Raw genomic sequence first — 23,867 nt, 5'->3', positions numbered from 1 at the left:
ACCGGCTAGTGTCGATACGGTCGTTGCCTGAATGTCCGGAAAGGACGATTGACTGTGCGAGGCAGGACCCGCTGGGCAATCGCAGCCGTGACCCTCCTGAGCGTGCTGGCCGGAGGCGCCACCCCCGCGAACGCCATCGCCAACGGTGAACCGGTGCCCGACGGCCGATATCGGTTCTCCGTCAAACTCACCATGACCGGCATCCCGACCGCGGACGGTGGCAAGCGCAACAGCGCCTGCTCCGGCGCGCTGATCGCCCCGCAATGGGTGATCACCGCCGGACACTGCTTCCGCGACGCCAACGGCGTCCGGGTCGAATACCCGGTCGCCGACCTGACCACCGCGACCATCGGTCGCACCGACCTGACCGGCACCAGCGGTCACGTGCTCACGATCGTCGCCGTCAAACAGTCCCCGACCGCGGACGTGTCCCTCGCCCGCCTCGAGGAGCCGGTCCGCGACGTGCGCCCGCTCCGCGTCGGCAGCCGCGCGCCGCAGGTCGGCACGATCCTGCGAGTCACCGGCTACGGCTCGCTGACGAGTGTGAACCCGACCCCGGCGACCCGGTTGCAGACCGGCCGGCTGAAGATCGTGACGGTCGGGGACGCGACGCTCGGCCTCAACGGTTACGCGCCGTCGCCGGACACCACCCCTTGCCCGTACGACTCGGGCGCGCCCTACTTCACCGAACGCCGCGGCGCCGGGCCGGTCCTCGCGGCCGTGGTCAGCAACGGGCCCAGTTGCCCGCACACGGCCGTCGAGACGGCCGCCCGCACCGACAACCTCGCCGACTGGATCACGTCCGTCACCAAGTCCAAGACCTACTGATTCGACAACGGCCCGTGGCGGCCGTGCGCGGTGTCCGACGCCGCGCACGGCCGCCACGCGCGTCCCGCGCTCCAGCCGGCGCCGAGGGACCGCGAGACACCCCGGCGAGCCGGCCGCCTCGGCGCGGCTGGGTAGCGAGGGTCCGCCGGAGCGGCGCCCGACACCCCGGCGAGCCGGCCGGCGAGCGGGTTGCCGGCGGACGGTTCTTCCGGTGTGGACCTTGATGGGGTTCGATGAGGGCGGCGGGCTCATCACGGGGGTGCAGGATGGTCAGGGTTGCGGTTGTCGGGGCTGGGGTCGGCGGGCTGACCGCGGCGATCGCGCTGCAGGCGGACGGGTTCGAGGTCGACGTCTACGACCAGGCCGGTGAACTCAGCGAGATCGGCGCCGGGGTGTCCCTCGGTGGTAACGGGATGCGGGTGCTGGACGCGCTCGGCCTCGGAAAGGCGGTGCGGGACGTCTCGGCGAACCTGCAGCGCATCGAGTTCCGCCACGGGAAGAGCGGCGACGTCTTCTACCAGCACCCGATGGGCGCCTGGTATGAGCAGCGGTTCGGAGGCCCGTTCCTCGGCATCCATCGCGCCGATTTCCATCAACTGCTGATTTCCGCGTACGCCGGTGAGCCGCACCTCGGCCGCCGCTGCGTAGCCGTGCACGAGTCGCCGGAGCAGGTCGAACTGCAGTTCGCGGACGGTTCGACGGCCCACGCCGACCTCGTGGTGGGCGCCGACGGTGTGCGTTCCGCGGTCCGCGGGCACGTCGACGGCGCCGACGAGGCAGTGTTCTCGGGGATGAGCTGCTTCCGCGGCTTGACCCCGGTCGACCGGGTGCCCGGCGGGGACCGATTCGGGCTGACGTTCTTCCTCGGGCCGAACCGTCACGTGGTCGCCTATCCGGTGCGCGGCGGTGAACTGATCAACTTCGTGGCGTACGTGCCGGACCCGGACTGGACCGAAGAATCGTGGTCGGCCCGGTGTGCGCCCCGGGAGGCGGTGGCCGCGTTCGACGGGTGGAGCCCGGTGGTGACGGCGCTGCTGGGGAACGCGGAGGAGACGGGCCGGTGGGCGCTCTACGACCGGGAGCCGTTGCGGAACTGGAGCACCGGACGGGTCACGCTGCTCGGGGACGCCGCCCATCCGATGCTGCCGCACGCCGGCCAGGGCACGAACCAGGCCATCGAGGACGTTGCGGTGCTCACGGCGTACGCGAGAAATCGGAATGTGACCCTGAAGGACGCTCTGCGGGGCTATGAGCAGCTCAGGAAGCCCCGGACCCGGCAGATCCAGCTCGGGTCGCGAGCGAACGCGGCCTGCTTCCAGGTGCCGGACGGGCCACTCGCCGACGAGCGGAACGCCCGGCTGGAGAATCTGCCGCAGATGGTCGGCTGGATCCACGAATACGACGTCTACGCCGCGATGGCGACCGGCAGCGAGGCGTAGGACGGGATCAGCACGCCGCGGCGGTACCGGCGGCCGGTGATCCGCCACGGGCCGCCCGCGTCCAGGAGCGTACGCAGCAGACCGGTGATCTCGGCCCGGGCGACCGGCGCGCCGAGGCACAGGTGGCGGCCCGCGCCGAACCAGAGTTGCCGCTGGTCGGGCAGATAACCGCGGTCCAGGTCGAAACCGCCGGCGGCGTTGTTCGCGGTCCAGGTCAGCATCAGCACCCGCTCCCCCGCCCGCAGCCGCCGGCCGTCGACCGTGACGTCCGCGGCGACCGCGCGCCCGATCAGCGGCGCCGGCGTGGTCACCCGCAGACCCTCGCGGACCGCGTCCGGCAGCAGGCCCCGGTCGGCGTGCAGGCGGTGCTGGGCGCCGGTGTCGTGCAGCAGCGCGACCGTGCGGGCCATCGCGCTGGCCGCGGTCTCGGTCCCGGCGACCATCAGCAGGGTGGCCAGGCCCTCGGCCTGCCGCTGCTGCAGGCCCAGCTCACGGCAGCGGCCGAGCACGGTCTCGGGCGGGGCGGTCCGCCAGGTCGCGGCGACGTTCGCGGTGAGCCGGGCGACGATCTGCTTCGCGCGGGCAACCGTCTCCGGCTGCAGGTGGGTGGAGGCGGTCGTGCCGAGGGCGAGGGAAGCCAGTTCCTCGCCGGTCGCAAAGATTTGCCGGTACGCGTCGTCGTGATCACTGACCGGCAGCCGCAACAGGTCCGCGACGATCCGGCCGACCAGCACCCGGGCCAGGTCCGCGACGTCGACCGTCGCGCCCGCGCGCAGCTGCTCGCCGGCCCGGGCCAGCCGCGGGCCGATCACCCGGTCGGTGAGCCGGCGGGCGCTCTCGTCGGTGAACAGGTCACGGGTCCGCGCCCGCAGCTGGTGGTGGCCGGGACCGTCGAAGATCTCGTAGACCCAGTCACCGAGCACCTGCGCCCACAGGTGGCCGACGCCGCCCTCACCGAGCAGCGTGAAATGGTCCGGGTCGTTGAGAATGCGGCGGGCGGTCAGCGGGTCGGAGGTGACCCAGCCGACCCGTGGGACGCGGCGCAGCCGGCGGGCCAGGCGCCCGGCAGTGAGCAGCACGGGCAGTTTGCGGTGCGCGGCGGCGAGAACACGGAACTCGTGGCGCGTGGCGGTGTCGATCACCTCGCCATCATGGCGTGACCGCTTGGTAGCGTCGGACCATGAGCGACTGGAACCAGCAAATCATCGATGAGTTCCGCGCCAACGGGGGCCGGGTCGGCGGCCAGTTCACTGGAGCATCGCTGATCCTGCTGCACCACCGTGGGCGCCGCAGCGGGCGCGAATTCGTCGCCCCGCTGGCCTACCAACCGGTGGAGGGCCGGGACGACGCCATCCTCGTCGTCGCCTCCATGGCCGGCGCGCCGGTCCACCCGGAGTGGTACCACAACCTGCTCGCCGCGGGGAAGGCGCAGGTCGAGACCGGCACGGAGACGTATGAGGCGACGGTTCGCGACCTGCCCGGCGCCGAACGCGACGAGGCGTTCGAGCGGATCGTCGCGCGTTTCCCGGGGTTCCGCGACTACGAGCGCAAGACCGCGGGCATCCGGACGATCCCGGTCCTGGAGCTGACTCGCGCCTAGCTGGTCGTTCCACCAGCTGAAGGAATCACCGTCGCCGATGGAGATCTGCTTCGCCATCTTCGCCACCGAGGAGTCCGTCTCGTGCCCGACAGCACTCCACCACCTGACGACGACGATCTGGGTGACCTCGACAACCTCATGTTCCTCAGTCCGGAGCAGTACGAGGTACTGCTGAAGGCGCGCGAGGAACAGGGGCATGATTTGAGCCGTGCCCAGGCTGAGGAAATACTGGCGGCCTTCGAGAAGCAGTCCGGACGCGGCTGATCAGTCGTCCTCGTCTGCCGCTGGGTGAGCTCGGACGGGCCTCTGTCGCGGGCCGTGGCCGACGGCCTGGGGCCGGCCTCTTGTCGGTTCCGCATCGATGGCCGGCGGCCGTCACACCTCCCGCCCCGTCATGAGCGAAGACGGTGCCCACTGCCGCTGAGACGACGCCACACAAACAAGATCATCGCAGGCTCACGGCCACGCTCACCATCCGCGCGGGCCGAGTCTGCCGGCAGCGGACCGGCTGGGCACGCCCGCGGGGCCGTTCACCGGTGTGTGCGGGGGAGGCGGTTCGTACGTTTGTATTCTGCCCGTATGGATCCATCGGTCGAGGTGGCGCTGTCCGGGATGCTGGCGGCCGCCGAGGACGCGACACCGGTGAACGCGGTCGAGGCCGTCACCCGCGAACTCGGTACGGCACTGCATGCCAGCAGCGTCTCCTTTCTCATCGCCGACCTCAGCGGCCGGGCACTGGTCCGCCTGGCCCACGCTCCCCTCGGACCGGCCGGCGATCGCCGCGACGGCGGCGAGGTCGCAACCGTGCTGCCGTTCGACGGCGGCCCCCAGGAAGAGGCGCTGCGCACGCAGACGGTGCAGGTGACCGGCGGTGACTCGGGGTGGACCGTGCTGGCGCCGGTGACCGAGCGCGGCGAAGTGATCGGCCTGCTGGAAATCGTCGTCCCCGCCGAGCCCGCTCCCCGCACGCTCGCGGAGATCGCCCGGACCGCGCACGCGCTCGCGTTCGTGGTGATCGCCAACCGCCGCCACACCGACCTGTTCGAGTGGGGACAGCGCACCACCCCGTTCAGCCTGTCCGCCGAGATCCAGCGCCGGCTGCTCCCGAGCGCCTTCACCTGCGAAGGCGGCTCCTTCACCCTGTCCGGCTGGCTGGAACCGTCAGCGAGCATCGGCGGAGACACCTTCGACTACACCATGGCCCGCGACACCCTGCACTTCAGTGTCACCGACGCCATGGGCCACGGCGTGACCAGCGCACTCATCGCCACCCTGGGGGTGGGAAGCCTCCGCAACTCCCGCCGGGCCGGGCACAGCCTCGTCGAGCAGGCCGACCGGGCCGGCGCCGCCGTCGCCCAGCACGCCCCGGTCCGCGGCGCCTTCCTCACCGCCATCCTCGGACGACTGGACCTCACCACCGGCCGGTGCGAGCTCCTCAACGCCGGGCACGTGCCGCCGATCCTGATCCGCCGAGGCCGGCACAACGAGCTCGGACTGCCCGGCAACCTGGGCCTCGGCATGTTCCCCGACCGCAAATTCTCGGCCGGTGCGGTGACCTTGGAACCCGGTGACCGTCTGGTCGTCGTCACCGACGGCATGCACGAACGCAAAGCCGCAGCCATCGACCTCCCGGCCCGGCTCCTGTCCCTCGCCGGCCTGCACCCCCGCGAAGCCGCACGCGCGCTGGCCGACGGAGTCCTCGCTGTCGCCGGACCGACCCTCGAGGACGACGCCACCCTGCTCATCCTCGACTGGCACGGCAACCACGAACAGCAACGCCGCACCCACGCCGGCGCCGACGTATCCGCCGCCACCTCCACCGACGGCCGCTGACCGCACCGCGACCCCGGAGCCGGGTGAAGCGGTGGGAGAGCATTCGAGCCGACCGCTGCATCAGACGACAACACACTCGTGCCGAAGGGATGGCGTGTGGTCGCCCCGCTCCCGCAGTTACTGGCGCGAAAGCATTCTTCTGACTCGTCCGGACAGCAGAAGGTAAGTGGAAGCCACCCTGTGCGCGCTGGGTCCCGTCGCGGCCCGCGCCGAGCGGCACACACCGTGGTCACCCTTGATGGCGCGGCGTTCTTGTCCGCAGCGACGTCGGGGCGGGGCGGAGGTGGAACGGCAAGCCTAGTTCCGGCGCTGGGTCAGGACCAGGAGGAGCTCGAAGCGGGCGGTGGGATCGTCGAGGTCCGGGCCGAGCAGGTCCCGGAGGCGGTTCAGGCGGTAACTGACGGTCTGCGGGTGGACGAAGAGTTCCGCTGCCACCGCCGCCCGCGAGCCCCAGTGGCGCAGCCAGGACTGCAGCGTGGTGAGCAGTTGCTCGCGCTGGCCGGGGCGCAGCCCGTCGAGTGCGGACAGGCGCCGGGAGGAGAGGGCCGCGAGCGCGCCCGGTTCGCCGCGCAGGGCGAGAGCCGCGAAGTGGTCCTCGACGAAGACCGGTTCCGGGCCGGTGCCGATCAGTTCGGCGGCGCGTTCGGCCAGCCGGACCGCTTCCGGCGCCTCGGACCAGGGCAGCGACGGGCCGACCACCGCCGCACGGCCGGCCAGGGCCTCGGCCAGCGCGGGGCGTTCGGCGCGCGGGCCGGATCGCAGCAGCAGGACCGCGTCGCGGGCGCGTTCGGCGACGACGCCGTCGGCGGCGAACCGGAACCGGGCGTCGCGGGCCTGGTCGGCCGGGAGCAGCACCGGGACGACCCGGTCGAGGGCCGGCCAGCCGATCGCGGTGACCGCCTCGCGGGCCACGTCGGCCGGGGCGCCGCCACGCAGCAGCAGGTCGGCGGCCCGGCGGCGGCGACGGTCACCCTCGCCGGCCTGTTCCCGCAGCTGACGGGCGAGACCGTCGGTGCAGGCGGAGGCGAGCTCGTCGACGAACGCGCTGGTCGCGTCGGACAGGTCGATGATCTCGTCGACGGTGACCGGGCGGGACTCGGCCAGGGACTGCGAGGCGGCCCGCAGCAGCAGGCGGGCGGCGGTGCGCAGGGCTCCCAGCAGGAACTCGGGGCCACGGTTCTCGCGGGCCTCGGCCGCTCCGAGGGCCACGAACACCTCGCGGATCGGTGGTGGGAGAGCCGGCTCGCCGGTGCCGGCCAGGTCGACGAAGCGTTCCAGGGCGACCTGCACCGCCGTACGGACATCGCGGTTGAATTTTTCTCCGGCCGTTTCCGCCGATCCCGGGTTGGCCTCGGCCACCGCCTCGGCGATCGCCCGCACGGCGGTCGGCAGGCGGGGGCGCATCGCGGCCGCGAGGTCGGACGGCACACGCTGCCACGGGGTGGTCATCGCCGAATTTTGTCACCCGGTGATAACAACCGGGGCGCAGATTGCTGGCCGGAACACCTGGCTTCATAACTGTTGCAGAGTGACGATGGTGCCGGTCACACCCTGACGCCTGAGGATCGGAACCGCTCGTGAAACACCGGATGTCCCGCCAGCACGTCGTCGACATGTGCCGCACGATGCTCGACCGTGGATACCTGAAGGCGACCGAGGGCAACGTGTCGGTCCGGATCCCGGGCCACGAGCTCTACGCGGTCACGCCGAGCAACTACGACTACGACAAGATGCGCGTCGAGGACGTCTGCATCGTCGACTTCAAGGGCAAACACGTGCCGGACGAGGGCGGCGCCGGTGGGCTCGTCCCGTCGATCGAGTGCGGGATGCACGCGAACATCTACCGCGAGCGGCCGGACGTCAACGCGGTCGTGCACACCCACCAGCCGTACGCGTCGGCCCTGGCCTTCCTGCGCAAGCCGATCCCGGCACTGACCGACGAGCAGGTGCGCTTCCTCGGCAAAGAGGTCGCGATCATCGACTACGCGCCGTCGGGCACCGGCTTCCTGGCCAAGAACGTGCAGAAGAAGGTGGCCAGCGGGGACAACGCGTTCATCATCGCCAACCACGGCGTGGTGGCGGTCGGGACCGACCCGTCGCGCGCGGTCTTCAACATGGCGCTGCTGGAGAAGGTGTCGATCGCCTATCTGATGGCGCTGGCCACGGAGGCCGGCAAGGTCTACACGATTCCGGCGACGATCCGCGAGATCGCGTTCAGCAAGCTTCGCAAGGACGAGAAGCGGATCGCCTCGCAGATCGTCGACGCGGTCGAGCCGGTGCGGGTGCCGGAAGAGGAAGAGTTGCCCTCGGTGGCGTCCGTTGCCGACGTCGTGGCCGGCGACGACCTGGGCTACATGATCAGCGAGTACCTCGACGTCGACGACACCATGCGGCGGCTCAAGGCACTCGTCGCCCAGCCCGTCCGCGGGCTGCGGCACGACGCGCTGCTGGACGTGCTGAACTACTTCGAGACCAAGTGCACGGCCAGCAAGGAGATCACCGACCGGGCCAAGAAGCGGATCCCCGGCGGCGTCCAGCACAACCTGGCCTTCAACTACCCGTTCCCGCTCGCCGTCGACAAGGCCGAGGGCGCCTACCTGACCGACCGGGACGGCAACGTCTACATCGACTTCCTGCAGGCCGGCGGCCCGACGATCCTGGGCAGCAACTACGGTCCGGTCAACGAGCGGGTCGCCGAGGTGATCAAGGAGAGCGGCCCGGTCACGGGGCTCTTCCACGAGTACGAGTTGAAGCTCGCCGAGATCATCAACCAGCACATGCCGCACATCGAGATGTACCGTTCGCTCGGTTCGGGCACCGAAGCGGTCATGGCGGCGGTCCGCGCGGCGCGGGCACACACCGGCAAGAAGATGGTGATCAAGGTCGGCGGGGCGTACCACGGCTGGTCCGACACGGTCGTCTACGGCCTGCGGGTGCCCGGCACGTTCCGGATGAACGCCAAGGGCATCCCGTGGGGCGCGACCGGCCGCACCCGGGAGGCGTTCCCGCACGACCTGGGCACGCTCAAGCGCAAGCTGATCGAGAACCGGGCGCGCGGCGGCACGGCCGCGGTGATCGTCGAACCGTTCGGGCCGGAGTCCGGCACGCGGCCGGTGCCGAAGGAGTACAACGCGGCCGTCCGCAAACTCTGCGACGAGTTCGGCGCGCTGCTGATCTTCGACGAGGTGGTGACCGGGTTCCGGACCGGGCTGGGCGGGGCGGCCGGCTACTTCGGCGTCACCCCCGACCTGACCGTTTTCGGTAAGGCGGTCTCCGGTGGTTACCCGATGGCCGGTGGCGTCGGCGGCAGCGCCGACGTGATGAGCGTCTTCGGCTCCGGGCTCGACGGCAAGAGCGGCGCACACATCCAGGTCGGCGGGACACTGTCGGCCAACCCGCTCTCCTGCGCGGCCGGGTACTTCGCGATCCAGGAGATGGCCCGGACCAACGCGCCGGTGCTCGCCGGTCGCGCCGGTGACCGGCTCACCCGGGGGCTGCAGAAACTCATCGACAAGTACGGGCTGCCGTACGTGGCGTACAACCAGGGCTCGATCGTGCACCTGGAGTGCAGCGGCGTGATGCTGCTCAGCATGCGCGACCCGATCAAGCTGCTCAAGGAGAACAAGAAGCGCAAGACGCTGATGGAGCAGATGGGCGCGGCGTACGCGGCGCACGGCATCATCACGCTCGCCGGCTCCCGGATGTACACCTCGATGGCCGACACCGACGAGGTCATCGACGACGCCCTGTCCCGTTTCGACCAGGTCTTCGCACTCGTCGAAGGGGTCTAGATGGCGATCGCCCCGCACATCCTCGCCATCGACCTGGGCACCTCCGGGATGAAGGCCGCCCTGGTCACGGCGGACGGGACGGTCACCGGGTGGGCCGAACGCCCGGTGCCGCTGCACATCCTGCCCGGCGGCGGGGCCGAACAGGACCCGGCCGCCTGGTGGGACGCGCTCGGCGAAGTGGTCGCCGACCTCGGACGGGACTTTCCCGAGCACGTACGGGCGGTGACCACCATCTGCTCGTCGACCCAGGGCGAGGGGACGATCGCGGTCGACGCACGGGGTGAACCGCTCACGCGGTGCATCAGCTGGCTGGACATGCGCGGGGCGGGGCATCTGCGGAAACAGTTCGGCGGGTTTCCGGCGTACGGCGGAATCTCGGTCCTGAAAATCGCCCGGTGGCTCCGGCTGACCGGCGGGATGCCGTCGGTCACCGGCAAGGATCCGGCGGCGCACATGCTTTACGTGCGCGACGAGATGCCGGACGTCTACGCGCGGACGAAGACGTTCTTGAACGTCCTGGACTGGATCAATCTGAAGCTCACCGGGCGCACCGTCGCGACCGTGGACTCGATTCTCACGTCCTGGGTCACCGACAACCGGAAAGCGGCCGGCATCCGGTACGCGCCGTCGCTGGTCGCGGCCAGCGGGATCGACGCGGACAAGTTCCCGCCGATCGTGAAGTGCACCGAGGTGATCGGCACGCTCGCCCCCAGCGCTGCCGATCACCTCGGTCTTCCGGCGTCGGTGCAAGTGGTGGCCGGCGCGATCGACAACACCGCGGCGGCGATCGGCGCGGGGACCGTGCGGGACAACGAGGCGCACCTCTACCTGGGGACCTCGTCGTGGATCGCGGCCCACGTGCCGGCCAAGAAGACCGACGTGGGCAGCGGCATCGCGTCGATTCCGTGCGCGCTGCCGGACCGGTATCTGATGACGGCGCTGCAAGCCACGGCCGGGGCGAATCTGACCTGGCTGCGGGACAAAATCGTCGAGTTCGACGATCCGCTCGTGTCGGCCGGGCACGTCAGCCGGGACGAAGGAACCATTTTCGACGCGTTCGACAAAATCATTCCGTCGGTTCCCGCGGGAGCGGACGGGGTGCTTTACATGCCGTGGCTCTACGGCGAGCGGGCGCCGGTGGACGATCCGAATCTGCGGGCCGGGTTCCTGAACATCTCGCTGGAGACTTCGCGGTCGGATCTGCTGCGGGCGGTGTTCGAAGGAGTCGCCCTGAACACGCGGTGGATGGCGAGATCCGTGGACAAGTTCCTGGGTACGCCGATGACGTCGCTGGTGATCACGGGTGGGGCGGCTCGGTCGAACTCGTGGTGCCAGATCTTCGCCGACGTGCTGGGCATCGAGATCAGGCGGGACGCCAACCCGGTCGCCGTGAACGCTCGCGGGGCGGGATGGATCGGCGCGGTCGGGGCCGGGATGATCAGCTTCCCCGACATCTCGGCGCTGGCGCGCAACGACGACGTATTCCAGCCCGGGGCGGATCGGGCCACCTATGACGACATCTACGACACCTACACCTGCCTGCACAAGCAGCTCGCCCCGGTCTACCGGAGACTGAACGGCTGAGCCACGCGCGGACGGTGTCCGGCGGCCCGTCGTCAGGTCTCTCTGCCCCACAGGGCCTCGACGGTCACGCCCAGAGCTCGGGCCACCTTGATGGCCAGGTAGACCGAAGGAGCGTAGTCGCCGGTCTCCATGGAGATGATGGTCTGCCGGCTCACGTCGACCGCGACCGAGAGACCCTGCTGCGTGAGCCCGGCCTCCTTGCGGGCCGTCCGGATCCGCGCTCCCGCCACGCCGTCGGCCTCCGGGGCTCGGACCGGGCCCGAGGGCGGCGCCATCAGTCCTCGTCCACGGTGAGCGCCTCACGTCCCTGCCGCCGGCGCGCCTTGACCGCGACGATCAGGACGCTGATCATCGCCCCGAACAGGGTGCCGACGATCGCCCCGACCCAGGCGTCGCCCGCGGGATCGTAGGCGTGCAGCGCGCCGACGAGGAACGCGGCGTAGGGAATCACGCCGAGGGCCGCCATGAGGATCCGCTTCGTGCCCCAGACCCGCGGAGTCGTGTCGACCTTGCGCCGGGCCACGTAGACGGAGCAGAGCAGCATCGGGCCCCAGAGCAGGACGAGGACGACCGCGAGCGGCAGCACGGCGGCCCGGCCGAGTGGCCACACCAGGATCGCCGCCGCCCACGGGATGAGGAGCGAGTGCAGCGCGGAGGCGGTGGCTATCCCCTCATACCACCGGTAGCGCTCGCGCTCGTCGCCGTAGAGGTCGCCGTCGATGTCGAGATTCCACCGCACCACGCGGTCAACCAGCGAAGCAGTCATGGGAACATGATGATGTCAAGTTCTCTAGACGTCAAGTGGACTTAACATCACCGGATCCCGATCGCGGCGAGAACCCGGCGGGGCCACGCTGCCGCCCGGACGGCCGGCAGGACACGGCCTACAGCAGCTCGTGCAGCTCCGCCGCGCACTCCGCGGCCTGCGCCACATGCGCGTTGTGACCGAACGAGCGCGGCCGCGGAATGCTCACGTCGACGACCTTCCGCACCCGGCCGGGCCGTGAACTGAGCACCACCACCTGGTCCGCGAGCAGCACCGCCTCGGGAATCGAATGCGTCACGAAGACCGTCGTGGCGGGCGCCGCCAGGTGCATCGCCTGCAACTGGGCGGCCAGTTCCTCGCGGGTGAGCGCGTCCAGCGCGGAGAACGGCTCGTCCATCAGCAGGACGCGGGGCCGCTGGATCAGCGCACGGCAGAGCGCGACCCGCTGCTGCATGCCGCCGGACAGCTCGTACGGGTGGCGCTGGTGGAACCCGGCCAGCCCGACCGAGTCGAGCAGTTCGGCGGCCCGCTCGCGGTACTCGGCGCGGGGCAGGCGCCGGATCTCCACCGGGAGCATCACGTTGCCGAGCGCGGTGCGCCACGGCAGCAGCGCGGGCAACTGGTGCATCAGCACCACGTCCGGGCGCGGGCGGGTGACCGGCGCGCCGTCGATCGTGATCGCCCCGCCGGTCGGCGCGAGCAGCCCCGCGATCAGACGTAACAGCGTCGACTTGCCGCAGCCGGAGCGGCCCACGACCGCGACGAACCGGCTCTCGGCGATCTCCAGGTCGATCTCGCGCAGGGCCTCCACGTCGCCGTCGCGGCTGCTGAACGTCCGCGACACCCCGGCCAGCCGGATCATCCGCTGATCGCCCGCGACCACGGGACGAGCAGCCGCTCCAACGCCACGACCAGGTAGAACAGGGCGGTGCTGAGCAGCGCCAGCAGCACGATCGCGGCGAACGCGAGAGGCGTGTCGAAAGACATCCCCGACAGTACGATCACTGCCCCGAGCCCGCCGCCCGGCTGACTGATCTCGGCCACGACCGCTCCGATCACCGCGAGCGAGACGGCCACCTTCAAGCCGGTGAACACCTGCGGCAACGCCCACGGCAGGCGCAGCTTCACGTAGGTCTGCCAGCCCGTGGCCGACAACGACCGGCCCAGTTCCCCCAACTCGGCCGGGGTCGACGTGAGCCCGGCCATCGTCGCCACCACGATCGGGAACACGCAGATCAGCAGCACCAGCACGACCTTCGGACGGCCCCCGAACCCGAGCCACACCACCAGCAGTGGAGCGACCGCCACCTTCGGCACCGAGTTCAGCCCGACCAGGACCGGCAGGGCCACCCGTTCCAGGGTCCGGGAGGCGGTCAGCGTGACGGCGACCAGCAGGCCGGTGACGACCGCGAGGGCGAACCCGGCGACGGTCACGGTCAGCGTCGCACCGGCCTCGCGCAACAGGTAGCCCGGCTGGGCGCGGAACGCGGCGACGATGTCCGGCGGGGCCGGCAGGAACAGCGGTCGGATCCCGAGGGCCCGGGTGGCGCCCCACCAGACCGCGACCGTGCCGACGACCCCGAGAACCGGCAGTGCCCAGCGGCTCGGGCTCACCCCGCTGTCCCGGCCGTCGAATAGGTGAGGTGGCCACGGATCACCAGGCGCGGATCGTCGGCCAGGCGGGTCAGCTCGTCCAGCTCCGGTTCGGTGAGGCCGGCGGCCAGGAAACCGGGGCGCAGCTGCTCGATGTTCACCGCGATCAGCCGTGCCCCGGCGCTGCCGCCGGCCCAGGACGAGGCGCGGATCTCGGTGCTCACCGGCGAGAGCCCGGCGGCCAGCATCGCGCCGTGCACCGCGCGGCCCCACCCGGGGTCTCCCCCGTTGCCCGGCAGCAGGTGCCCGACCAGGATGTCGTGGTAGCGCTCGACCAGCTCGGCCGTCGCCGCGCCGGGGGCGGCCAGCACCAGCCCGCGGTAGGCGGAGACCCACTCCTCGACCACGAGCGTGCCGCCCGGGGCGAGCGCCGCGGCCAGCCGGTCCAGGATCGCGGCGCGGGCCGGCAGGTGGGACAGCACGAGACGGGCGTGGATCAGATCCCAGGGCGGGTCCGGGACCGGCTCGGTGCCCAAGTCGTGCCGCAGGATCGTGTAACCCTCGTCCGTACGCAGATGGCGGGGGTTGAGGTCGGTGGCCAGCACCGACCCGCCGCGGCCGGCCAGCCAGGCCGCGATGCTGCCGCCGCCCGCGCCCGCCTCGAGGCAGCGTCGGCCGGTGAGGTCGCCGAGGGCGGAGAGCCGTTCGATCGTGAACGGGTCCAGCACCTCGGCGAGCATCCGGTGCCGGTCCGCCGCGATCGCGTCGTCGTTGTCGAAGGAGTACCTCGGGCGGGTCATCCGGTCAGCTCGCCGGGGCCAGCGCGAAGTCGACGACCGCGTCCGGGGTCAGGCCCGGTGGGATCAGCTCGTTCTTCTCCAGGGTGGTGAGGGCGGTGGCGACCCGCTGACGGTCGATCACGCCGGACGGCTTCACGTACGGCGCCATCAGCGTGATCTCGCCGACCGCGGCCGTGATGTCGGCGGCCGGCTGCGCCTTCTTCATGATCTGCGCGGCCTCCTCCGGATGCTCCAGCGTGTACTGGAGACCCTTGAGCGCCGCGTCGCGGAACCGGCGGGCCAGATCCGGGTTGTCCCGGGTGATCGACAGTGGCGCGACGATGCCGTTGCCGAACAGCTCCGGCAGGTACTGCGAGTAGGGCAGGACGACGGTCGGCTTCCCACCGGCCGCCTTCGACAGGCCCTTCGCGCCGATCAGGAACGTGCTCAGCGCGTCCACCCGCCCGCCGGCCAGCAGGGCGGGGAGCTGGGCCGGCGGGGCGTTGACCCAGGTGACTTCCGTGGGGTCGACGGCGGCCAGTTTCGCGTACGCGGGAAAGAGAAGTTGATTCACCGAACCGGTCGCGGCACCGACCTTGCGACCCTGCAGATCCGCGGGTTTCGTCACGCCGCCGCCCTCCAGCGAGATGATCGACACCAGGGTCTGCTGGTGGATCGCGGCGATCGCGCGGACGTCCCGGTATTCGCCCTTGCCGGCGAGGATCCAGGCACCGGTCAGGTCGAGGTTCGCGAACTGGGCCTTCCCGGCGGCGAGGATCTTGAGGTTCTCCCCGGTCGCCGCGCCGAGCTGGATCGTGACGTCGATCCCGGCGTCACGGAAGTAACCCTTCTCCTGCGCGACCCAGGCGAAGGCGTCGCGGCCGACCGCGCCGAACGCGGTCACGTAGGTGACCTTGTCGGACGGTGGCGCGCCGCCGCCCGGGGTCTTGTCGTCGCCACACCCGGTGAGCAGCAGGGTGATGGCCAGGATCACGGAGCACGCGGCAGTGAGACGCCTCATCGGACGATCCCCCGTGTAGATGATATTTATCGGTGACGATACGCCTCGGGGGCTTCGGTGTAACCCGTCGTCCGAGATCAGCTCTCGCCGGCCAGGGCGGCCAGCTCCAGGGCGGCCCGGCGGACGTCACCGTGCCAGCGGCTGGGGAACGCGTCGACCAGGCGCCAGCCCGCGCGGTGCAGGGCGCCCTGCCGTTCCAGGTGCGCCTCCGGGCCGTCCGGGTGCACCGCGCAGAGCACCCCCACGTCACCGACGCAGAGATCCAGCGCCCACGGCCCGACGGTGTAGCCCGGCCGGACCGGGATCTCGAGCCGCTTCAGCTCGGCGGCGAGCTCCGCGGCCCAGCCGGTCGCTTCCGCCCCCGACGCGATCGCGCGCGGCCCCCCGGCGTGCCGCAGGTAGTCGCCGAGCAGGCCGGAAGGGCTGGCCAGCGACGTCACCACGATCAAGCGGCGGCGGGCCCGGGTGACCATGACGTTGAACAGCTGCGGGTCGGTGACGAACCGGCGGCGGCTCGGCGAGTCACCGTCCAGCAGCGCCGTCGACACGACCACCACTTCCGCCTCACTGCCCTGGAAGGCGTGCACCGTGCCGACCCGCAGCCGCAGCTCCTCGATGCGCTCGGCCGGGAACGCCGCCAGCAGCGCCGCCTCCAGCGCCTCGGCCTGGGCCCGGAACGGGCTGATCACGCCGATCCCCCGGTGACCGTCGGCGGCCAGCCGCTCGACCGTCGCCACCGCGGCCTCCACCTCGGCCACGTTGACGCCCTTGACCAGGGCGGCGCCCGCGACGCGGACGACGTCGATCGCATCCGTCGCGTCGGCGGCCGGCGTGCGGGTCATCACCGCGACCCGGTTGTCGTAGAAACGGCGCGCCGGGAAGTCGATCAGGTGCGGCACGCTGCGGTGATGCTCGGCCAGCCAGGTGACCGGGGCGGTCGCGGTGGCCAGGTCGTAGGTGCTGACCCGGCGGACGTCCAGGCGCTCGTCCGCACCGTGCCGGGTCAGGACCTGGGCGACGTCGACGTCACTGACGAACGAGACGAACCGCAACTGTCGCGGATCACCGACGATCAGCGCCCGGCGGGCGCGGGCCAGGACCGGGGCGGCGCGGATCTGGTCGACGTGCGACGCCTCGTCGATGACGACCAGGTCGAACAGGCCCGGCTCGGGCGGCAGCAGATCCTCGACGTCGGCGACCGTGCCGATCCACAACGGCAGCGCGCGGACCAGCGGGGCCGCCTCCATCCGGGCCAGCAGCTCGCGGCGGCGGTTACGGCCGGCGCGCAGGGCCGCGGCCAGGGCACCGGCCGCCCGGCGGCTCTCCCGGGTCCAGCGTTGCGCGCTGCGGGCGCCGTCCCGCATCGCCTCGCCGGCCGCATCCCGCAGATCCTGCTCGGCCGTGTGCAACGCGTGCCAGGCCGACGACAGATCGGTGCCGCCGGTCGCCGCGAGCCCGGCGGCGGCCCGCTGAGCCCCGGCCGCCGCAAGAGCATCGAGCAAAGCCTTGCCCGGTACGTCGTCAGCCGCCCCGAGCAGCCGGAACGCCCGGCGCCGCGCGGCACGAGCCCGCCACCGTCCCCACCATCCGTCACCCCGCACGCCCAGCAGCGCCCGCACCTGGTCGAGGTCGACCGCGTCGTCGAACGCGCCCGGCACCTCCGTGGAGAGCTGCGGCAGCAGCGGCTGCCAGCCGGGAAGCGCCGCGGCCAGGTCCTCGCGCTCCAGGGCCCGGCGCACGGCAGCGCGGCGCGACCGGACCAGGTCGGCGGCCGCCTGCACGCGCTGTTGACCGGAACGGATCACGCTCGGCTCGACGCCCCGGTCCGCGCCCGAGGACAGCTCGGCCTCCAGCCCGGCCAGGCCACCGGCGTTGCCGAACAGCACCGGTGGCGGCCCCGGATACCGCGCCAGCAGACCGGCGAGCACCTCAGCGGCGTGTGGCGACTGCGTCGCGACCAGGACCGAACCGCCCCGGTCGACCACCTCCAACGCGGCCGCGACCACGGTGTGGCTCTTCCCGCTGCCCGGTGGCCCGGAGATCACGGTGACCGCTTCCGACCGGGCCCGGACCACCACCCGGGTCTGCGGCGTGGTCAGCGGCAGCGGCGACAACACCGGACCGTCGTCACCGGGCCGCGTCGAGCCGGCCTCCGAGCCGGCCCCGGAGCCGGCTGCGGAACCGGCCTCCGAGCCGGATGGCTGGTAGACCGCGGCCAGGGCGGTGCCGGTCAGGTCACGGCCGGACCAGCTGCGCAGGCTGTCGGCCAGGCCGGCGCCGAACACGTCCCGGACCACGAACAGGGCCGCCGCCGCGACCAGCACCAGACCCTCCGCGGGGATGCGCTGCTCCGGGCCGATCGTCGCGTCGACCGAGAACCCGGTGGCCGCGGCCACCGACTGCAGCCAGGACAGGCTGCCGGTCGCCTCCAGCCAGCCGGGCCCGGCCAGACCCGGCGCGGCCTCGAGCGCGGCAGCCAGCTCCCGGTCGGCGACCAGCGGGGTCACCTCGACGTCACCGGCCGGGACGACCCGGTAGGCGAGCACCGAACGCTCCAGCCGCACCGGCTGCGTCAGCAACGGCATCCGGATCTTGCGCGGCTTGCCCTCGACCACGACCCGGCCGGCCAGGAAACCCCAGCCCCGGTGCAGGATCCGTTCCTCCCGGTGCAGCGCGTCGAGCGCGGCGAGGCGCTCGGTCTCCGCCTGGCGGGGCGCTTTCTCGGCGGTCTCCAGCCACACCAGCGCCTGTGAACCGCGCGTGACGTCGAGCGTGCGTTCGCCGGCGGCCGGCGCCAGCTCGGCCAGCACCTCGAGGACGGTCCGCGGCTGCATCGCGCCGACACTACCGCTCACCGGCCACCCCGGCTCCCGGCTGGTCCTCACCGTGGTCATCCGGCCGCCATGACCACGGTGAGGACCGGCCCGACAGCCGGCCGGCGCGCTGCCGGGCGGGCTGTCAGGCCTTGGTGGCGACGGTGAGGTGCGGGGGTGGGCCGTTGTGGGTCACCCGGAGGGCGTTCTGGAAGTTCTGCAGATCAGTGGCCGGGTCACCGTGGCCGAGCCACAGCACGGAAGAGGTGGCGGAGGTGCGGGCGGCTGCGGTGTCCAGGCGGTGCAGGTCGTCCTCGATGCCGGGGAGGTCGGCACCGGGGGCGGGGACGTGGGTGACCACGTTCCGGGTGAGGTCCGGGTTGCCCACGGCGATGGTGGCGCGGCCGTCGCCCTTGGTCGAGAAGTCCAGCAGGTACGCCGGTGGGGCGGACGGGTCGGTGAGACGGCTGCGGATCACCTGGGCGCCGGTCAGCGTCGCTTCGGTGGTGGCTCTTTCGTCCTTGATGCGGTCGAGTTCGGCCACGGCGGCGGCCATCGGGTCGGACGCCTTCGGATAGAGGCCGGTCACGTGGTGCCGGTCGATCGCCGCGCGGATCAGGTGCTCGCGGGCGGTCAACTCGGACAGGCGGTGCTCCAGGGCGGTGATGTCGTGCTTGAGGACGGCGCGGTTCGCCACGTCGCGGTCGGCGGCGGGGATACCGTCGAGCGCGCCGACCAGGGCGGGGTGCTCGTGGCGAGCCCGTTCGCGCTGCTGCGGGGTGAGGGCGGTCCACCAGGCGTGCACGCGGGTGGGGGTGCGCCGGGTTTGCGCTTCGAGGTCCGTACGGGAAATGGGGTGTGCTCGGTCTTTGCCGGAGGCTGCTCCCGGGGACGGAGTGTTGGCCGTGATCGTGCGGGCGGTGGCCTCGTCGAGGGTGCGGGCCTGGCGGACGACCGTGCGCAGGTCAGCCTGGAGCGAGTCGGCGTGGGCGGATTCGGGGCCGGTGACCGTCACCGCGGCCGTGTCCACGGTGCAGCCGGCCTTGCGGGCGGCGGCGACGATCTCCTCGGCCTGGCGGCGGAACGCGGCCAGGCCGTAGGCGTGCCGGTCCATCGCCTCGAAGATGCGTTTCGCCGGCTCGTGCGCGTGGCTGACCTCGGCGCGCAGCTCGGCCGCCCGGGCGGAGGCGGCCTCCGCGCCGGTGCCGTGCGGCCAGGCGTGCGGCAGGTCGCGGGTGTCGCGGATGAGCTGGTCGGCGGCCGTGTCGAGGCCCTTCGCGAGGACGCGCCAGCGGTCAGCGGCGGCGTGCCAGGGCGCGGCGTCGGTGGCCAGCAGGTCGTGCAGGCTCATCTCGCTCATCACGGCGCCTTCTTCGGCAGCAGTGCCTGGCCGAAGGCCATGCCCGTGAGCGCGGCGACGTACGGTTCGGCTTCGGCGAGCTTCGACGCCGGATCGGTCGCGCCGGACGAGGGAGCCGGCGTCGTCGTCCCCGGCTGCGGGGTCAGGGTGGAACCCTTGCGCAGATCGCCGGCGTTCTCGTCGTCGGTCCTCGCGTAGCGTGCGGCGGCCTCGGTCAGCGTCCGGCCGAGGCCGGCGACCTTGCCGGTCAGGCAGTGCAGGTCGGCGAGCCAGGCCTTCTCCGCGGCCCGGGCCGCGACGGCCGCGGCCGAGCCCGGTGACGAACCGGGCGACAGGCCGGTCGCCGGCAGTTTGCGCAGTTCGGCGGCGGTGGCGGTGACCTCGGCGCCGATCGTGTGCAGGGCTTCCGCATCGACCTTCAGCATCGGTGCCCTCCCCTCGGGTGTGTCCATCAGGGAGTACAGGCGCGCTCACGCTGCGGTTCGAAACGATCTACACCATTCCGGCGCGTTCCAGGCGGCGGGCCAGGACGCGTTCGGTGAGGGAGACCAGGACCGCCTTCACCGACTCGCGGCGGCGGGCGTCGCAGTCGATCAGCGGCAGGTCCGAGTCCAGGCCCAGCGCCTCCCGGATCTCCGCGTGCTCGAAGCGGCGGGCACCGTCGAACGTGTTCACGCCGATGATGAACGGGATGTCGTGGTCCTCGAAGTAGTCGATCGCCGGGAAGCAGTCCTCGATGCGCCGCGTGTCGACCAGGACGATCGCGCCGAGAGCGCCGTCGACCAGGTCGTCCCAGAGGAACGCGAACCGGTCCTGGCCGGGCGTGCCGAACAGGTAGAGCAGCAGCGCCTCGTCCAGGGTGATCCGCCCGAAATCCAGGGCGACCGTGGTGGTGGTCTTCTCGGACACCGCGGACGTGTCGTCCACGCCGATCGACTTCTCGGTCATCTCGGCCTCGGTGACCAACGGCTCGATCTCGGAGACGGCACCGACGAAGGTGGTCTTGCCGACCCCGAAACCGCCGCTGATGACGATTTTGACGGCGACCGGCGGCAGCGGCGCGACGATGGTGTCAGATCGCCCGAACACGATCCCGGATCCTCTCGATCAGCATGGTGGAGAGCTCCCCCGGAACCTGGTCGACCAGCACGAAACCCTCGGTGATCAGGTCGGCGACGATCACCCGGACGACGCCGAGCGGCACGCGCAGCGCGGACGCCAGGTCGGCGATCGAGCGGGGTGCCTGGCAGAGCTCGACGATGCGGCGGGCCTCGAAGCGCAGAGGGGCGGACAGGGCGGCCGGTGCGGCGTACAGCTGGGTCTCGATCCTCAGCCCGTCGTGCATGGGCTGGGTGCGCCCGCCGGTGAGCATGAACGGGCGGACGATCGGATCGTCCGACGCCGCATGAAGGCTCATCGCGGCACCTCCGCTGGGCTCCGGCGCCGCGAAGAGCAGGCGACTGAGCCCACGGATTCGCTCGCAAGCTCGCTCATCGCGGCAGGTGCTGCCGGGACTCGGCGATCAGAGCGGGAGTCAGCAGGTCGCCGAACCGCTCGGCGAGCCGGGAGATCTCGTAGCCGACCAGACCGAGGTCGCTGTCCCCGCCGGCGACCACGCCCAGGCAGCTGCCGCCGGGGATGACCGAGACGACCAGGAACCCGCGACGCATCTCGATCATGATGAGTTTCAGGCCGTCGAACTCGTAGCGCCGGGACGCCGTCCGGGCCAGGCTCGCCATGCTGGAGACGATCGCGGCGAGCTGGTCGGCCTCGGCCCGGCTGAGCCCGTCGGAGCCGGCGATGAGCAGGCCGTCCGACGAGACGGCGACGGCGTCGCGGACCCCGTCGGTCTGGTGGACGAAGTTCCCGAGCATCCAGTTGAACTGGTGCCGGTCGGCCGTCGCTTCCAGGGTCATCGGGTCTCCTCCGCCGTGCCCACGAATGCACTCGCATGCTCGGTCATCGCGTCCCCTCCGCTTCGCTGCGGCGCCGCGACGACTTCAGGACCGTGCCGATGGACTCGCTCGCGAGCTTGCTCATCGCCTTCCTCCGCTTCGCTCCGGCGCCGCGACGACTTGACAACTGCGCCGATGGATCGGCTCGCAAGCTCGCTCATCGTGTCTCCTCAAATGTGGCCGCGAAGCCGCTGCCCCGCTTGATGCCTTCGCGCAGGGCGGTCAGACGGCTGCGGACCTCGTCCGGTGAGTTGCTCAGTTCCACAGTGGGCTCTTCGCGCGGCGTGGGCACGGACTGACGGTCCGGCCGGCGGGCGCGTGGGATGCGTTTGCGCAAACCATTGGCCGTACGTTCGCCCTCGCCCACGACGCCGAGCGCCGGGACCGCGACGGTCGCCTCACCGAGCGCCGCGGCCGGCCGATCGGTCACCACCACGTAGTCGACCTCCAGCGCGCGGGGCCGGATGCGTACCGGATCGGCTGTCCGCGGCTGTTCCAGAGGACGCGACTGCTCCAGAGGACGCGACTGCTCCAGAGGCGGCGCCTGGACCGGGACCTGGACGGGTTCCGGCGCGGGGGCGGGGGCGGCCTGCAGGTGGGCCGGCTCGGCGAGCAGCGCCGCGGGCAGGCTGATCCGCGCGGTCACCCCGGTCACCGGCGACGGCGTGAGGCGTACGTCGACGTTCAGTTCCGCCGCGAGCCGCCCGACCACGTAGTGGCCGAGGAATCGGGCCGGACCGGTCATGAAGTCGCCCTCGCCGCGCAGCCGCTGGTTGGCCCGGGCCAGGTCGTCGTCGTTCATGCCGACGCCCTGGTCGCAGACGGCGATCAGGTAGCCGTCGCCGATCCGCCGCCCGTGGATCTCCACCTCCAGGTCGGGTGGGGAGAAGGTGAGGCCGTTCTCGATCAGTTCGGCGAGCATGTGGGCCAGGCCGCTGGCGACCGCGCCCTGCACCATCGCGTCGTCGAGGCGGCGCAGCACGACCCGGCGGTACTCCTCCACCTCGGAGACCGCGGCCCGGATCACGTCGGCCATCGGCAGCGGGCCGGGCCAGGTACGCGGGCTGGCCGCGCCGACGAGCACGAGCAGGCTCTCCGCGTTGCGGCGCATGCGGGTGGCCAGGTGGTCGAGCTCGAAGAGGTTGGCCAGGCCGTTCGGGTTGGACTCCTCGCGTTCCAGGCGGGTGATGAAGCCGAGCTGGCGGCGGAGCAGGTTCTGGTTGCGCCGGCCCAGGTCGGCGAGCGACTCGGAGGTGCCGCGGCGGATCAGCGCCTGCTCGGCGGCGAGCGTGTACGCGGTGGCCCGCACCCGGTCCAGCGCGTCGGCGACCCGCCGCACCTCGGCACTCGCGCCCTCGACGACCGGCACCGGTTCGGGTGGCCCGGTGTCCTCGCCGGCCGCGGCCCGCCGGACCGCCTCGGGCAGTCGTTGCCCGGCGAGCCGGTCGGCCTCGGCGGCGAGCGCGGCCAGCGGTTCGGCGAGTGAGCGGGTGGCGCCGATCGCGAGCCAGGCCGATCCGGCCAGGACCAGCACGACGACCAGGGAGAGCGAGCCGAGCCGCAGCGTGGCCGTCTTCTGCAGGTGGTCGGCGCGGGCGAGGGTGCCGGCGCCGATCTGGGCGCCGAGCGTGGTCATGTCGTCGAGCATCGTGGCGACCGAGCTCCACCAGGCACCGGAGTCGGCGAGCAGGCTCTGCCGGTCGCCGGCGCGCAGGGCCGTGGTCTCCACCGCGCGGGCCTGCTGGGCGGCCGGGCTGGCCAGGACCCGGGTCTTGGCGGCGGCGGCCGGTGCGTCGGCGAACTCGTCGAACTCGCCGAGCGAGAGGTCCCGGGAGGCGACGATGTTCAGCAGCTTGGAGAACTCGCCGGTCTGGAAGCCACCGGCGGTGATCACGCCGTCCAGGAAGACCCATTCCTGCGCGGTGGCCTCCTTCACCTCGGTGAGCATCTCCAGCGACTCGGCGCCGCGGCGCAGGTCCAGGTCCTGGACGATCTCCAGGTGCCGGGTGTCGCCGCTGAGGTCCTCGATCAGCCCGGTGTAGAAGTCGAAGGTGTCGCCGCGCTCGGCTTTCCCGGCGTCGGCGGCGTTGCGGACCTGGGCCAGGCCGTCCAGTTCGTCGAGCGGCGCGGAGTCCTCACCGGCCAGTGCCGTGCGGACCGCGGCGCGCTGCCGGTCGACCCGTTCGCGGGCCGGGGCGATCCGGTCGCGGAAGCCGGTGTTCCCGCCGATCACCGCGACGGTCAGGCCGCGCTCGTTCTGCAGTTCCTGGACGAGGCTCTGCAGGGCCAGGATGACGGTGATGCGGTGCGCGGTGGCGGAGGCGTTGCGATAACGGGCGATCTCGTTGACGTAGATGACCGTGAGCAGCGCGAGCATGGCTGCCAGGGGCAGAGCCAGCATCCGCACCACGCGGCCGCGGATGGTCCGGTCGCTCCTGCGCTGCATGTCGCTACCCCCTTGGGTAAAGCTTCGGACTGTGACCGCTCGGTGACCGCGCCAAGGAT

Annotated in this window: 22 protein-coding genes; 7 read left to right on the top strand and 15 right to left on the bottom strand. The window is 71.9% G+C overall.

What is annotated here, in order from left to right; genetic code table 11:
- The first annotated feature begins 87 nt into the window (after positions 1 to 87).
- Both ACH442_RS15755 and ACH442_RS15750 read left to right on the top strand, forming a co-directional pair.
- Positions 88 to 828 (top strand): S1 family peptidase, encoded by a 741-nt coding sequence (locus ACH442_RS15755; protein ID WP_396338714.1) that lies wholly within the window; start codon positions 88 to 90, stop codon positions 826 to 828.
- A 266-nt stretch (positions 829 to 1,094) separates the two neighbouring features.
- Positions 1,095 to 2,267: an FAD-dependent monooxygenase gene (locus ACH442_RS15750; RefSeq protein WP_396338713.1), complete on the top strand. Its 1,173-nt coding sequence runs from the start codon at positions 1,095 to 1,097 to the stop codon at positions 2,265 to 2,267.
- Here the strand turns inward: ACH442_RS15750 and ACH442_RS15745 are convergent.
- A complete protein-coding gene (locus tag ACH442_RS15745; protein WP_396338712.1) occupies positions 2,234 to 3,409 on the bottom strand; it encodes a cytochrome P450 in 1,176 nt (391 codons plus the stop codon). The two genes, ACH442_RS15750 and ACH442_RS15745, sit on opposite strands and share 34 nt — an antisense overlap.
- Positions 3,410 to 3,447: 38 nt before the next feature.
- Between ACH442_RS15745 and ACH442_RS15740 the strand changes: the two genes are divergently transcribed.
- The 3 genes from ACH442_RS15740 (at position 3,448) to ACH442_RS15730 (ending at position 5,700) form a co-directional block, all read left to right on the top strand.
- Positions 3,448 to 3,867 (top strand): nitroreductase/quinone reductase family protein, encoded by a 420-nt coding sequence (locus ACH442_RS15740; RefSeq protein ID WP_396338711.1) that lies wholly within the window; start codon positions 3,448 to 3,450, stop codon positions 3,865 to 3,867.
- 81 nt (positions 3,868 to 3,948) lie between these two features.
- Positions 3,949 to 4,131, top strand: a complete 183-nt coding sequence (locus ACH442_RS15735) for a hypothetical protein (RefSeq protein ID WP_396338710.1) — start codon at positions 3,949 to 3,951, stop codon at positions 4,129 to 4,131.
- 315 nt (positions 4,132 to 4,446) lie between these two features.
- Positions 4,447 to 5,700 carry a PP2C family protein-serine/threonine phosphatase gene (locus tag ACH442_RS15730; protein ID WP_396338709.1) on the top strand — a complete coding sequence of 418 codons (1,254 nt, stop codon included), beginning with the start codon at positions 4,447 to 4,449 and terminating at the stop codon, positions 5,698 to 5,700.
- Between the two features lie 297 nt (positions 5,701 to 5,997).
- Here the strand turns inward: ACH442_RS15730 and ACH442_RS15725 are convergent, their stop codons facing one another.
- Positions 5,998 to 7,149 (bottom strand): PucR family transcriptional regulator, encoded by a 1,152-nt coding sequence (locus ACH442_RS15725; protein WP_396338708.1) that lies wholly within the window; start codon positions 7,147 to 7,149, stop codon positions 5,998 to 6,000.
- Positions 7,150 to 7,277: 128 nt separating this feature from the next.
- Between ACH442_RS15725 and ACH442_RS15720 the strand changes: the two genes are divergently transcribed.
- Together ACH442_RS15720 and ACH442_RS15715 are read left to right on the top strand one after the other, a co-directional pair.
- Positions 7,278 to 9,491, top strand: coding sequence for an aminotransferase class III-fold pyridoxal phosphate-dependent enzyme (locus tag ACH442_RS15720; protein WP_396338707.1), 2,214 nt, complete (start codon positions 7,278 to 7,280; stop codon positions 9,489 to 9,491).
- The gene (locus ACH442_RS15715) at positions 9,492 to 11,075 is read left to right on the top strand and encodes an FGGY-family carbohydrate kinase (RefSeq protein WP_396338706.1); all 1,584 of its coding nucleotides are present in this window, start codon (positions 9,492 to 9,494) and stop codon (positions 11,073 to 11,075) included.
- A 32-nt stretch (positions 11,076 to 11,107) separates the two neighbouring features.
- Here the strand turns inward: ACH442_RS15715 and ACH442_RS15710 are convergent, their stop codons facing one another.
- The 13 genes from ACH442_RS15710 to ACH442_RS15650 all read right to left on the bottom strand — a co-directional run bounded on the left by ACH442_RS15710 (position 11,108) and on the right by ACH442_RS15650 (position 23,808).
- On the bottom strand, positions 11,108 to 11,350 hold the full coding sequence (locus ACH442_RS15710; protein WP_396338705.1) for a helix-turn-helix transcriptional regulator: 243 nt from the start codon (positions 11,348 to 11,350) through the stop codon (positions 11,108 to 11,110).
- Positions 11,350 to 11,841 (bottom strand): hypothetical protein, encoded by a 492-nt coding sequence (locus ACH442_RS15705; RefSeq protein ID WP_396338704.1) that lies wholly within the window; start codon positions 11,839 to 11,841, stop codon positions 11,350 to 11,352. The genes ACH442_RS15710 and ACH442_RS15705 overlap by 1 nt, the downstream gene beginning before the upstream one ends.
- A 118-nt stretch (positions 11,842 to 11,959) precedes the next feature.
- Positions 11,960 to 12,703: an ABC transporter ATP-binding protein gene (locus tag ACH442_RS15700; RefSeq protein WP_396339009.1), complete on the bottom strand. Its 744-nt coding sequence runs from the start codon at positions 12,701 to 12,703 to the stop codon at positions 11,960 to 11,962.
- Complete coding sequence (locus ACH442_RS15695; RefSeq protein ID WP_396338703.1) at positions 12,700 to 13,455, bottom strand: ABC transporter permease; 756 nt, start codon at positions 13,453 to 13,455, stop codon at positions 12,700 to 12,702. Before ACH442_RS15695 ends, ACH442_RS15700 begins: the two co-directional genes overlap by 4 nt.
- Positions 13,452 to 14,234: a class I SAM-dependent methyltransferase gene (locus tag ACH442_RS15690; RefSeq protein ID WP_396338702.1), complete on the bottom strand. Its 783-nt coding sequence runs from the start codon at positions 14,232 to 14,234 to the stop codon at positions 13,452 to 13,454. Before ACH442_RS15690 ends, ACH442_RS15695 begins: the two co-directional genes overlap by 4 nt.
- A gap of 4 nt (positions 14,235 to 14,238) precedes the next feature.
- A complete protein-coding gene (locus ACH442_RS15685) occupies positions 14,239 to 15,234 on the bottom strand; it encodes an ABC transporter substrate-binding protein (protein ID WP_396338701.1) in 996 nt (331 codons plus the stop codon).
- A 77-nt stretch (positions 15,235 to 15,311) separates the two neighbouring features.
- Positions 15,312 to 18,068 (bottom strand): DEAD/DEAH box helicase, encoded by a 2,757-nt coding sequence (locus ACH442_RS15680; RefSeq protein ID WP_396338700.1) that lies wholly within the window; start codon positions 18,066 to 18,068, stop codon positions 15,312 to 15,314.
- A gap of 124 nt (positions 18,069 to 18,192) precedes the next feature.
- Positions 18,193 to 19,407, bottom strand: a complete 1,215-nt coding sequence (locus ACH442_RS15675) for a hypothetical protein (protein ID WP_396338699.1) — start codon at positions 19,405 to 19,407, stop codon at positions 18,193 to 18,195.
- Positions 19,407 to 19,832, bottom strand: coding sequence for a hypothetical protein (locus ACH442_RS15670; protein ID WP_396338698.1), 426 nt, complete (start codon positions 19,830 to 19,832; stop codon positions 19,407 to 19,409). The genes ACH442_RS15675 and ACH442_RS15670 overlap by 1 nt, the downstream gene beginning before the upstream one ends.
- A gap of 67 nt (positions 19,833 to 19,899) precedes the next feature.
- Positions 19,900 to 20,496, bottom strand: a complete 597-nt coding sequence (locus tag ACH442_RS15665; RefSeq protein ID WP_396338697.1) for a GTP-binding protein — start codon at positions 20,494 to 20,496, stop codon at positions 19,900 to 19,902.
- Complete coding sequence (locus ACH442_RS15660; protein WP_396338696.1) at positions 20,480 to 20,824, bottom strand: DUF742 domain-containing protein; 345 nt, start codon at positions 20,822 to 20,824, stop codon at positions 20,480 to 20,482. The genes ACH442_RS15665 and ACH442_RS15660 overlap by 17 nt, the downstream gene beginning before the upstream one ends.
- A gap of 73 nt (positions 20,825 to 20,897) precedes the next feature.
- Positions 20,898 to 21,323, bottom strand: a complete 426-nt coding sequence (locus tag ACH442_RS15655; RefSeq protein WP_396338695.1) for a roadblock/LC7 domain-containing protein — start codon at positions 21,321 to 21,323, stop codon at positions 20,898 to 20,900.
- 196 nt (positions 21,324 to 21,519) lie between these two features.
- Entirely contained in the window at positions 21,520 to 23,808 is a 2,289-nt protein-coding gene (locus tag ACH442_RS15650) for a nitrate- and nitrite sensing domain-containing protein (RefSeq protein WP_396338694.1), read from the bottom strand.
- Between the last annotated feature and the right edge of the window lie 59 nt (positions 23,809 to 23,867).

Origin of the sequence: Actinoplanes sp. NPDC020271 (assembly GCF_044388125.1) — a bacterium.
Lineage (GTDB): Bacteria > Actinomycetota > Actinomycetes > Mycobacteriales > Micromonosporaceae > Actinoplanes.
Note: the sequence above shows the minus strand (reverse complement) of the source record. Positions and strands in the feature narration are given on the sequence as shown.

Excerpts from the sequence above, each read along its gene's own strand:
- ACH442_RS15660 (WP_396338696.1), bottom strand. The coding sequence starts at position 20,824 with ATGAGCCTTCATGCGGCGTCGGACGATCCGATCGTCCGCCCGTTCATG.
- ACH442_RS15700 (WP_396339009.1), bottom strand. The coding sequence starts at position 12,703 with ATGATCCGGCTGGCCGGGGTGTCGCGGACGTTCAGCAGCCGCGACGGC.
- ACH442_RS15730 (WP_396338709.1), top strand. The coding sequence starts at position 4,447 with ATGGATCCATCGGTCGAGGTGGCGCTGTCCGGGATGCTGGCGGCCGCC.
- ACH442_RS15750 (WP_396338713.1), top strand. The coding sequence starts at position 1,095 with ATGGTCAGGGTTGCGGTTGTCGGGGCTGGGGTCGGCGGGCTGACCGCG.
- ACH442_RS15705 (WP_396338704.1), bottom strand. The coding sequence starts at position 11,841 with ATGACTGCTTCGCTGGTTGACCGCGTGGTGCGGTGGAATCTCGACATC.
- ACH442_RS15715 (WP_396338706.1), top strand. The coding sequence starts at position 9,492 with ATGGCGATCGCCCCGCACATCCTCGCCATCGACCTGGGCACCTCCGGG.
- ACH442_RS15650 (WP_396338694.1), bottom strand. The coding sequence starts at position 23,808 with ATGCAGCGCAGGAGCGACCGGACCATCCGCGGCCGCGTGGTGCGGATG.
- ACH442_RS15670 (WP_396338698.1), bottom strand. The coding sequence starts at position 19,832 with ATGCTGAAGGTCGATGCGGAAGCCCTGCACACGATCGGCGCCGAGGTC.
- ACH442_RS15710 (WP_396338705.1), bottom strand. The coding sequence starts at position 11,350 with ATGGCGCCGCCCTCGGGCCCGGTCCGAGCCCCGGAGGCCGACGGCGTG.
- ACH442_RS15680 (WP_396338700.1), bottom strand. The coding sequence starts at position 18,068 with ATGCAGCCGCGGACCGTCCTCGAGGTGCTGGCCGAGCTGGCGCCGGCC.
- ACH442_RS15725 (WP_396338708.1), bottom strand. The coding sequence starts at position 7,149 with ATGACCACCCCGTGGCAGCGTGTGCCGTCCGACCTCGCGGCCGCGATG.
- ACH442_RS15655 (WP_396338695.1), bottom strand. The coding sequence starts at position 21,323 with ATGACCCTGGAAGCGACGGCCGACCGGCACCAGTTCAACTGGATGCTC.
- ACH442_RS15740 (WP_396338711.1), top strand. The coding sequence starts at position 3,448 with ATGAGCGACTGGAACCAGCAAATCATCGATGAGTTCCGCGCCAACGGG.
- ACH442_RS15690 (WP_396338702.1), bottom strand. The coding sequence starts at position 14,234 with ATGACCCGCCCGAGGTACTCCTTCGACAACGACGACGCGATCGCGGCG.
- ACH442_RS15685 (WP_396338701.1), bottom strand. The coding sequence starts at position 15,234 with ATGAGGCGTCTCACTGCCGCGTGCTCCGTGATCCTGGCCATCACCCTG.
- ACH442_RS15675 (WP_396338699.1), bottom strand. The coding sequence starts at position 19,407 with ATGAGCGAGATGAGCCTGCACGACCTGCTGGCCACCGACGCCGCGCCC.